This is a genomic window from Shigella sp. FC1967 (assembly GCF_001743005.1).
Taxonomy (GTDB): domain Bacteria; phylum Pseudomonadota; class Gammaproteobacteria; order Enterobacterales; family Enterobacteriaceae; genus Proteus.
Map to the genome: position 1 here is coordinate 1 of NZ_MIIZ01000344.1, position 9,545 is coordinate 9,545.

Consider the following 9,545-nt stretch of genomic DNA (forward strand, 5'->3'; position numbering starts at 1 on the left):
AACCTATTTTCCAGGCAAAAGAGATACTTTATTTAGTTATTTTATTATTACTTGATGTTGTTGTAGTAGGGTTATTAATGAAAGGAATTATTACGCTTTAATATCATCTAATATTGCAGTTAATAACCTCACGCACCATGATATTGCGTGAGGTTATTTATCAATTACTTATTATTAAGTGCATTTTATCTTACTGTGCTACGTAAGCAATAAGGTAAAAAAATCAAGCTAAGTGCGGTAATCATTGCTGTCGCAGTTAACACGACAAAAAAAGCATTTTCAAAGGCGATATTTGCTTGAGATATTACAAGAGAAGCCACGTCATTTGGCAATTTCTCGGCAACAATAAGCGCCTCATCTAAGCTGTCATATACGGTATCATCGATGGTTAATGAGTCAGGCAATATCAGTTTTAAGGTATACACCGTACTCATCAAACTGCCCATAAATGTTACACCAATCACACTACCTAGCTCATAAGCGACATCTTCAATGGATGCTGCCATTCCTGCTTGGTTATCTGCCACACTCAACATAATTGATGTCGATGCGGTGGTAAAAATAATGCCTAACCCAAAGCCAATGAAGAATAAGCTACCAATTAACACCATGGGTGATGTTGTTTGATAAACAGCAAGTAACCACAGATTTCCCACTAAAGTAAGTATAAATCCGGCAATAATTAAGCGAACTTCACCTAAACGTACCAAAAAATAACCTGCTAATGGAGAAGCCAGTACAGAGCCAATCGGAATAGGTAAAATAACCAGCGCTGCATGAAGAGGAGTAAAACCTGCAACAAGCTGTAAACGTTGACTAAGCAATAATTCAATGCCCACGATGATCACCATCGAAAGTATAGCCATTAAAATACCGACACTAAAAAAGCGGTTTTTAAATAGCGTAAAGTCAATCATTGGGTGAGTCTGTTGACGTTGGCGTAGCGTAAATAGAGTAAGAAAGACGACGGCAATAATAGTGGCAATCGTAGCTTCATTCCACTGTGTATAAGGTTTTCCTATTTCTTTTAAGGCATAAATAGCACTGATCAAACCCACTAAAATGAGTACTGAGCTTAAATAATCAATTTTATGATCACTGTGTCCCGAAAACTTAGGGATAAGCCAAAAAGAGAAAGGTAAAACGAAAAGAACAATGGGAACGTTGATTAAAAAGACAGAACCCCACCAGAAGTTGTTTAATAGAATTCCACCAATTAACGGTCCCAAAGCGGCACCACCAGAAGCCACAGCAGACCAAATACCAATCGCAATAGCGCGCTCTTGGGGATCGCTAAAAAACTTGGCGCACTATTGATAGTGTTGCTGGCATACTCATTGCGGCGCCTACGGCTAAAAAACCGCGAGAAGCAATTAAAGCAGTAGCCGAAGGTGAAAATGCTGCACATAATGAAGCGAGCGCAAACAGCGGTAATCCACTAATAAATAATGTTTTATGGCCGATCCTGTCCGTAAGCATACCCGCAGCGGGTAATAATCCAGCAACAATAAGAGGATAAGCGTTCATTATCCACAGTTTTTCTGAAGCACTTGCGTTTAAATCATGGGTTAAACGTGGCAATGCGGTATAAAGCACAGTGACATCAACAACAATGAGAAACAGCATGCTAGAGACCAAAAGTAAGACTATCCAACGTTTATAATCTTTTATCATAGAAATCTCAGTTATTTTTATGTGTATTATTTTTACTAGCAGCTATAATATAAATCCATACGGTCGTATTGAAAAGAGGTTTTTTATGGGACGTCAAAGAACCATTGATAGGGAGAAGTTGTTAGAAACAATCTTCGATATCGTAATGGAACAAGGTGCGGCAGCACTCACTATTGATACAGTGGCGAAAAGAATGGGCATTTCAAAAGGGGGTGTCCAATACTGTTTTAGCAGTAAAGAAGCGATGATTGATGCGATGTTTGAGCATTGGGAAGAGAGTTATGAAACCAAATTTAAAGAAGTTATTAAAAATGATGATTCATCTGAAAATCGCGTCGCTGCACATATTTATGCCACGCAGGCTCATGATCAAATCTCTTTTGCTAAAGGGGCAAGTTTATTAGCGGCATTGCTACAAACGCCAGAATATTTGCAAAGTACAAAAGCGTGGTATCAGCAACGATTAACGGGTATAGATACGACGACAGAAGCTGGAAAACGTGCACGATTGGCATTTTTAGCAACAGAAGGCACATTCCTATTACGCTATTTAGGCTTAATGGATATTAACGATAATGAGTGGCAATCTATCTTTGAAGATATTGATTCGGTGTTACTTCAGCAAGGAAAAAGAGAATAAAAAAAGCATGTTGTTAATGAGAAGAACAACATGCTTTTTATTGAAGCGAATCAAGCTAGTTGGAATTAGTAATACATAGCAATTAGCTTATTATCGAGCTCTTTAACGTCAACGGGAGTATCGAAAATATCTTCGATAATATCTGCTTTCATGATCTCTTTGGGTGAACCATGATAATACAGTTTTCCATTCCGCATGGCTAAAATATAGTCAGAATAAACAGAGGCAAAATTGATATCATGAATAACGATAATAATGGTTTTTCCTAATTCATCCGCCGCTTTTCGCAGAAGTTTCATCATTATTACCGCGTGTTTCATATCAAGATTATTCAGCGGTTCGTCAAGCATGACATATTCTGTGTCTTGACATAGCACCATCGCAACATAGGTACGTTGACGTTGCCCGCCCGATAATTCATCTAGATAGCGATGACGAAACTCGGTCAAATTTAAAAAGGCTAATGATTCATCAATGACTTTCTTATCATCGAGTGTTAAACGCCCTTTACTGTAAGGATAGCGCCCAAAACTCACTAATTCTTCTACGGTTAAACGACTGACAAACTGGTTTTCTTGGCGCAGTATTGAGAGATTTTTAGCAAGAACATCGCTATCTGTTGCCGCAACATCCATACCATTAACGCTTACCATGCCACTTTCAGGAAGTAATAAACGCCCAATAACCGAAAGTAGTGTGGATTTACCTGCGCCATTAGGGCCTATGATCGAAGTAATACCGCCACGTTGAATGGTTGTTGTGATATTATCGAGAACCGTTGTGTCTTGATAACGTTTTGATATTTTGCTGATTTCAATCATATTAAAGTCTTCTTAACACCAAATAGATAAAGAACATCCCACCAACAAACTCAATCACAACAGAAAGTGTTCCTGTCATTTTTAAGCCATATTCTAAAACCAGTTGTCCGCCGATTAAGGCAATAGTCCCCAATAGGAAGGCAACAGGCATCAAGAAACGGTGTTGGCTACTGCCACTGATATGATAAGCAAGGTTAGCCACAATTAAACCCAAGAAGGTTAACGGACCAACTAAAGCAGTAGAAACGGCAACTAAAACAGAAATCAGTAACAGGATATAAGTGGTCTGTTTGCGGTAATTAATACCAAGGTTAATGGCATTTGCTTGGCCTAATGCCATGACATCAAAACTATAGCGCATTCGCCACAGTAAGATACCGACGACAACGATAATGGCTAAGGCACAAAAGATAAGATCAGGAGTGGCACGAGTGAATGTGGCAAACATGCGACTTTGTAAAATGGAAAACTCATTAGGATCCATCAAGCGTTGTAATAGCGTAGCTGAACTACGAAATAGTGTTCCTAAAATAATCCCAATCATGAGGACTAAATTGATGTTAAAACGTACAGAACTAAACAGCCAGCGGTAGAGTACAACGGAAAATAGCACTAGCAATGTCGATTCTAAGAAAAACTTTGATAGATTCAGCATCCATGAGGCTGGCATATCGCCTTCAAAGAAGACAAACACCGTTTGTAGCAACACGAACAGGGCTTCTAATCCCATTAGTGAAGGCGTCAAAATACGGTTATTGGCAATGGTTTGGAACAGGATAGTAGAAACACCCGCTGCAAATGCCACCACAATCATGGTGAGAATAATGTAAGCACGATGCGTCAGAATATAAGAGATATTGCCGTTTAGGTTTATCGTCATAAATAACACAATAGATAATAACGATGCCCCTAATAATAACCAGATACGAGACATGGGGGAAAGGCGCATTTTCTTATGTTCGGCAGCGCCAGTACATTTGCTAATTATGGATGAATTAACTTTTTGCATAACGTTGCTGCTTTAGTAGTAAGAAAAGGAAAATAACGGCACCCACAGCGCCTAAAATAACGCTGGCAGGAATTTCAAATGGGTAGCGAATAAGGCGACCAATCACATCACACAGTAAAACAATCCCACCACCACTTAAGCAGACCCAAGGGATGGTTTTGCGTATATTATCCCCCATTACTAAGCTCACCAGATTGGGCACAATTAAACCAAGGAAAGGCAATGCACCCACAACAGAAACCACGACACCACTGATAAGCGCGATAATGGATAATCCAATGATCATGATTTTGCGGTAATTCAGTCCCACGTTAATCGAGAACTCTCGGCCCATTCCAGCCACAGTAAAACTATCTGCAACCCAACATGCCATTAAGGCAAGAGCGCCAACAAGCCATAACAGTTCATAACGACCTTGCAATACACTTGAAAAATCGCCACTTGTCCATGCATCTAATGATTGCAGTAAATCGAAATACACGGCTAAGAAGATGGTGAGTGCGCCAATAACCGCACTGAGCATAATGCCAACTAAAGGAACTATTAGCGCTGTTTTTAAGGTGATCCTTTGTAAAAGCAACATAAATAGTAACGTCCCCAAAAGGGCAAAAACAGTGGCGACCATCATTTTGGTAAAGATACTCGCTGCGGGAAAGAGCAGCATGACGACTAATAATCCAAGACTTGCAGATTGCGTTGTGCCAGCAAGAGAGGGCTCAACGAAACGATTTGCGTAAGCAGTTGCATGATTAAACCTGCAACACTAATGGCACCACCGGCGAGTAATAATGATAGGGTTCTCGGAACACGGCTGATAAAGAAGATATCGCGCATATCGGGATCAGAAAACAGCGAAGCAGGAGTAATATCTCCTGCACCGACAAATAGGCTGATCATTGAGAGGATAGCGATGACGCCTATCCCCAATGATAAATGGAACGTTTTCATTCAGTTACTTTATTTTTTTGATCCAATGCCTGATTAATTGTATCCATTAAGCGAGAGTATGTTTGGATCCCGCCAGAGATATAAATGGAACTTGCATCAAGATAGATAACTTGGTCTTTATTCCAAGCATTTACTTTTCTGACCAGAGCATTATCAAGAACTTGTTGAGCAGGTTGTGAATCTTCACGACCAATTGCGGCATCACGATCAATAACAAACATCCAGTCTGGGTTAAGTTTTAACAGTAATTCAGAGTTAACGATGTTGCCGTGTGAACCTGGGCTATCAAAAACATAAGCGGGTTCAAAACCTAATACATCATAGATAAAGCCAAAGCGAGAGCCTGGACCATAAGCCGAAATTTTACCGCCACTGACTAAAACGACCATTGCTTTACCTGCGTCTGGCGTTTTGGTTTTTACGGTATCAATTTTGCTATGGAAATCAGCCAGTAATTTTTTGGCTTGTTCTTCTTTGCCAAAAATTTGACCTAATGTTGTTGTGCGCTCGGCAAGGCTTTCAACGAAACGTTTAGGATCGATATCCATCGAAATCGCAGGGGCAATTTCACTTAATTTTGCATACGCATCACGAGCACGACTACCACTTAAAATTAAATCAGGTGCTGTTGTACTGAGTTTTTCATAGTTCGGCTCAAATAATGCACCTTCATTGATATAGTCGTTCGGATTGGTGTATTTCTCTAAGAATTTTGGTAAATGAACATTCGTTTGTGGAAGACCCACAATAGAAACACCTAATGCATCAATAATATCGAGTGTTTCCATATTCATCACAACCACTTTTTGTGGGTGTGCAGGGATTTCAGTGGTCCCTTGGAAATGTTCAATCGTGAGAGTTTGTTTCTCTGCTGATTGTGCTGTTGATGTGTCTTGAGCATTATCACAACCAGCGATAACAAGTGAAGAAAGCAGTAAAAACAGTGGGCTTAATGACTTTTTAAACATTCTCTTTCCCATATTGTTGCAATACGAAATAACACGGATCTTTACCGCAGTGGCCTAAATGTCGATCCACAAAGAAGACGATAATACCATCAAAAACATAAAGAGTAATGATACTAATTCACATTCTCATAATAATAAAGAATTAACTTGACTAAAATGGCGAAATGTTGCGAATGATCATAACGGTTAATAAGAAAGACAAATTTCGTGACGTGAAAGAACTCTTCAGATTATTTACTCAATTTGTGAAGAGTGTCAAAAGAGCAGGTCAAGGAGAGACAATTCTGGACCTATAAGAAATATCGTTAACTAGTATCATTGCGTATACTTCATTCAAGCAGAAACAATCCTTATTTTAATCTTACTTCGGTTTCTGTACTGACACAGTAATGAATGCACAAGAGAAAGTCTTATTATCTCTAGGGTCAATCGTTACCAATTCAAGAGGGTTTTATGCAAAAGAAATATATTTACTTATTTTGTTCTGCTGGCATGTCAACATCTCTTCTCGTGACCAAAATGCGAGCACAAGCAGAAAAATATGAGGTACCCGTGGTCATTGAAGCATTTCCTGAAACCTTAGCGGCACAAAAAGGACAGGATGCAGATCTGATTTTACTTGGACCACAAATTAGCTGGATGTTGCCTGATATCCAAAAATTACTCCCGAATAAACCGGTCGAAGTGATCGATTCTTTGTTATATGGAAAAGTAGATGGTTTAGGTGTGTTAAAAGCCGCTGTCGCCTCTATTAAAAAAGCATCTGCAACAACAAATTAATTCTATTTTTTTATTTTTTTATTATTTCTATTCCAGTCAAAGAGCGAATTTTTCAGCAAGCCGAGCAATTAGCGGCATTTTAAGGGTATTTTTCTATGAGTAAGTTTATTGGTTCACTTGAAAAGGTACTCCTTCCTTTTGCGGTTAAAATTGGAAAGCAACCTCACGTCAATGCGATTAAAAATGGCTTTATTCGTTTAATGCCGTTAACCCTTGCAGGGGCAATGTTTGTACTTATCAATAACGTCTTTCTTAGTTTTGGTGATGGCTCCTTTTTTTATTCTTTAGGTATCCGCCTTGATGCATCCACAATAGAAACACTCAATGGTTTTAAAGCCATAGGAGGGAATGTCTATAACGGTACATTGGGGATCATGTCGTTGATGGCCCCCTTCTTTATTGGAATGGCTTTAGCTGAAGAGCGTAAAGTTGATCCAATTGCGGCAGGCTTACTTTCTATTGCCGCCTTTATGACCGTAACACCTTATAACGCAGGTGGCGCTTATGCAGTAGGTGCTAACTGGTTAGGTGGTGCCAATATTATTTCTGGTATCATTATTGGTCTTGTTGTAGCTGAGATGTTTACCTTTATTGTGCGTCGCAACTGGGTTATCCGTTTACCAGATAGCGTGCCAGCCTCTGTTTCACGCTCATTCTCTGCATTAATTCCCGGCTTTATTATTCTATCAGTTATGGGGGTCGTTTCGTGGGGATTAGCGACGTATGAGACGAACTTCCATCAAATTATTTTAGATTCTATCTCAACACCATTAGCATCAATGGGCTCTGTGGTGGGTTGGGCTTACGTTATCTTCACCTCTCTACTGTGGTTCTTTGGTATTCATGGTTCTCTTGCACTTGCAGCACTTGATAGTGGCATTATGACGCCTTGGGCGTTAGAGAACGTCTCAATTTATACTGAATACGGTTCAGTGGAAGCGGCGCTCGCGGCAGGTAAAACGTTCCATCTCTGGGCGAAACCTATGTTAGATTCCTTTATCTTCTTAGGGGGAACAGGGGCAACATTGGGGCTTATTTTGGCTATCTTTATTGCATCTCGTCGTGCCGATCATCGCCAAGTGGCAAAACTGGCATTACCAGCAGGTTTATTCCAAATTAACGAACCGATTATTTTTGGTCTACCTGTGATTATGAACCCAGTCATGTTTATTCCCTTTATTCTTATTCAGCCTATTCTTGCTGCAATTACGGTGACGGCTTATTACTTAGGGATAATCCCACCAGTAACAAATATTGCACCGTGGACAATGCCAACCGGGCTAGGTGCCTTCTTTAATACCAACGGTAGTATTGCGGCACTGTTATTAGCACTGTTTAACTTGGGGGTTGCCACACTGATTTATCTTCCTTTCGTGATTATTTCAAATAAAGCGCAAACTGAAATTGAAAAAGAAGAAAGTGAAGAAGATATTGCCAATGCGTTGAAATTTTAAGTGATAGAAAACACAAGTGCAGAGGTTTCTCTGCACTTGCCAGTGTTAAAGAGGAACGATGATGTTAGATATTGAAAATGCCGTTGATAGCAGTGCAACCGATGACGAATTTGAAGAGATCATTATGGGGCTCATTATTAACTCAGGCCAAGCGCGTAGTGTGGCTTATGGTGCATTAAAAAAAAGCCAAAGAAGGTGATTTTGATGGCGCTAAAAAATTAATGGAGCAATCTCGCGAAGCATTAAATGAAGCACATAAAATACAGACGCGTTTAATTGGTGATGATCAAGGCGTCGGAAAAACAAAAGTCAGTTTGGTATTAGTCCATGCGCAAGATCATTTGATGACATCGATGTTAGCCAGGGAGTTAGTGACAGAATTAATCGAGTTACATGAGAAGATAAAATAAGATGAATACCGTGGTGGAGTCATTGAGAGCACAAAGCGAAATACGCATGGTCTATGAAGATCAGCTATTTAATGGCAAAAACTTTCATGTCTTTATTTATAATAAAACAGAGAGTGTCAGTGGGCTGCATCAGCATGATTATTATGAATTCACCATTGTATTAACAGGACGCTATTATCAAGAGATTAATGGTAAAAAGATTTTATTAGAGCGGGGTGACTTTGTTTTTATCCCCATCGGCTCTCATCATCAAAGTTTTTATGATTTTGGTGCAACTCGTATTTTAAATGTGGGAATTAGTAAAGCCTTTTTTGATAAACATTATCTCTCGTTATTGCCTTCTTATTTTATTGCTTCACAAGTTTATGAATTGAAAAATGAGTTTCTGTCCTATATTGAATCTGTTATTGGCTCCCTGAACTTCCGCCATACTGAATTTAATGAATTTATTGAAATGGTCACCTTTAATGTGGTGAATAGATTACGACACCATCGAGAAAACAGAACGCAAGACGATATTCCCTTATGGCTGAGAGACACTGTAAACGAGATGCATGACAAACAAAAAATTTGGTGAAAATGCACTGGTTAATATGGTGATGTTATCAGGGAAATCACAAGAATATTTAACCCGAGCAACTCGGCGTTATTACGATAAAACACCAATGCAAATTATTCATGATATTCGAATTAATTTTGCGAAAAAACAATTGGAAATTACAAACTACTCGATAACAGATATTGCTTTTGATGCGGGTTACAGCAGTCCAAGTTTATTTATTAAGACATTTAAGAAAATAACATCGCTGACACCTAATAGTTATCGGAAGAATTTATACAG

6 protein-coding genes and 4 pseudogenes are annotated in these 9,545 nt (G+C 39.2%); 5 read left to right on the forward strand and 5 right to left on the reverse strand.

The genetic code is table 11. From position 1 onward, the window contains the following. Positions 1–185 precede the first annotated feature (185 nt). Positions 186–1,674: pseudogene (locus tag BHE89_RS03070) on the reverse strand (MFS transporter). Between the two features lie 85 nt (positions 1,675–1,759). On the opposite strand from BHE89_RS03070, the gene BHE89_RS03075 reads away from it, so the two are divergent. Continuing rightward, complete coding sequence (locus BHE89_RS03075) at positions 1,760–2,314, forward strand: TetR/AcrR family transcriptional regulator (protein WP_069369484.1); 555 nt, start codon at positions 1,760–1,762, stop codon at positions 2,312–2,314. A gap of 65 nt (positions 2,315–2,379) precedes the next feature. On the opposite strand, the gene BHE89_RS03080 is transcribed toward BHE89_RS03075, so the two are convergent. The 4 genes and pseudogenes from BHE89_RS03080 to BHE89_RS03095 form a co-directional block, all read right to left on the reverse strand. Continuing rightward, positions 2,380–3,135, reverse strand: a complete 756-nt coding sequence (locus BHE89_RS03080; RefSeq protein WP_069369485.1) for an iron ABC transporter ATP-binding protein — start codon at positions 3,133–3,135, stop codon at positions 2,380–2,382. A 1-nt stretch (position 3,136) separates the two neighbouring features. After that, complete coding sequence (locus BHE89_RS03085) at positions 3,137–4,144, reverse strand: iron chelate uptake ABC transporter family permease subunit (RefSeq protein WP_069369486.1); 1,008 nt, start codon at positions 4,142–4,144, stop codon at positions 3,137–3,139. Then, a pseudogene (locus tag BHE89_RS03090) lies at positions 4,131–5,092 on the reverse strand (ABC transporter permease). Before BHE89_RS03090 ends, BHE89_RS03085 begins: the two are co-directional and overlap by 14 nt. Beyond that, positions 5,089–6,060, reverse strand: coding sequence for a siderophore ABC transporter substrate-binding protein (locus BHE89_RS03095; RefSeq protein WP_069369488.1), 972 nt, complete (start codon positions 6,058–6,060; stop codon positions 5,089–5,091). The pseudogene BHE89_RS03090 and the gene BHE89_RS03095 overlap by 4 nt, the downstream one beginning before the upstream one ends. 453 nt (positions 6,061–6,513) lie before the next feature. Here BHE89_RS03095 and BHE89_RS03100 point away from each other — a divergent pair, with 453 nt between their 5' ends. The 4 genes and pseudogenes from BHE89_RS03100 to chbR form a co-directional block, all read left to right on the forward strand. Next, on the forward strand, positions 6,514–6,840 hold the full coding sequence (locus BHE89_RS03100) for a PTS sugar transporter subunit IIB (protein ID WP_069369489.1): 327 nt from the start codon (positions 6,514–6,516) through the stop codon (positions 6,838–6,840). A gap of 95 nt (positions 6,841–6,935) precedes the next feature. After that, complete coding sequence (gene chbC / locus BHE89_RS03105; protein WP_069369490.1) at positions 6,936–8,294, forward strand: PTS N,N'-diacetylchitobiose transporter subunit IIC; 1,359 nt, start codon at positions 6,936–6,938, stop codon at positions 8,292–8,294. A gap of 61 nt (positions 8,295–8,355) precedes the next feature. Continuing rightward, positions 8,356–8,704 (forward strand): annotated as a pseudogene (gene chbA / locus BHE89_RS03110) (PTS N,N'-diacetylchitobiose transporter subunit IIA). 1 nt (position 8,705) lies between these two features. Next, positions 8,706–9,545, forward strand: a pseudogene (gene chbR, locus BHE89_RS03115) (transcriptional regulator ChbR); the annotation flags it as partial.